The sequence below is a fragment of the Arthrobacter sp. GQ119 genome, assembly GCF_059759125.1.
On sequence record NZ_JCAXEA010000065.1, the window covers coordinates 1 to 807 of the forward strand.

Here is an 807-nt window from a genome sequence, read left to right on the forward strand (position 1 = left end):
AACACGCTCGGCTTCTGAGGCATAGGGCCGGGCGTATGCCCATTCGTCGAGCATGGTGCGGTTGAACCGTTCGACTTTGCCGTTGGTCTGTGGCCGGTAGGGGCGGGTGCGTTTGTGCTTGATCCCCAGGCCCAAAGCCTCCTTGAACGCGTAGGAGCGGTAACAGGAGCCGTTGTCGGTCAGGACCCGGCGCACAGTGATTCCGGCGGCGTTGAAAGCGGCGTTGGCCCTTTCCCAAAAGCCCGCCGCGGTCTCCTTCTTCTCATCGTCCAGGATCTCGGTGTAGGCGAACCGGGAATGGTCATCGACAGCGTTATGAAGGTAGGCGTAGCCGGGTCGCCGGTTCGAGTCGGTGCCGGTCTTGTTCCGGTTTCCCGCAGCCCGGCCGGCGACCCGGTGCCCGCCTCCATCAGGGATCCTGCCGAGTTTCTTGATGTCCACGTGGACCAAGTCCCCCGGGTTTGGATGCTCATAACGGCGGATCACCCGGCCCGTGGCCCGGTCCAACCAGGACAGCCTCGCCAACCGGTACCGGGACAGGACTTTGTGCACTGTCGAGGGATGCATGCCCAACAGGTAACCGATCCGTGCCGGCCCCCAACGGCGGTTAAGCCGCAGGGCGATGATCCGCCGTTCACGTCGGAACGGGGTCCGACGCGGGGACCGTGCGGGGCGGCTGGGCAAGTCTTCCATGCCGTTTTCACCCGCCTGCCGATAGCGGCAGGCCCACCGGGATGCGGTGCTAACAGAAACCTGAAACCGTTCCGCCGCCCGCCGCAGCGGCCAGCCGTCATCGACCACGCAACG

The 807-nt window shown here is 65.2% G+C and carries 1 protein-coding gene; it reads right to left on the reverse strand.

Annotation, left to right across the window (positions count from 1 at the left end; all coding sequences use genetic code 11):
• Positions 1 to 807, reverse strand: an 807-nt coding sequence (locus AC6CH3_RS23355) for an IS481 family transposase (protein ID WP_498134698.1), incomplete at both ends; no start/stop codon positions are given.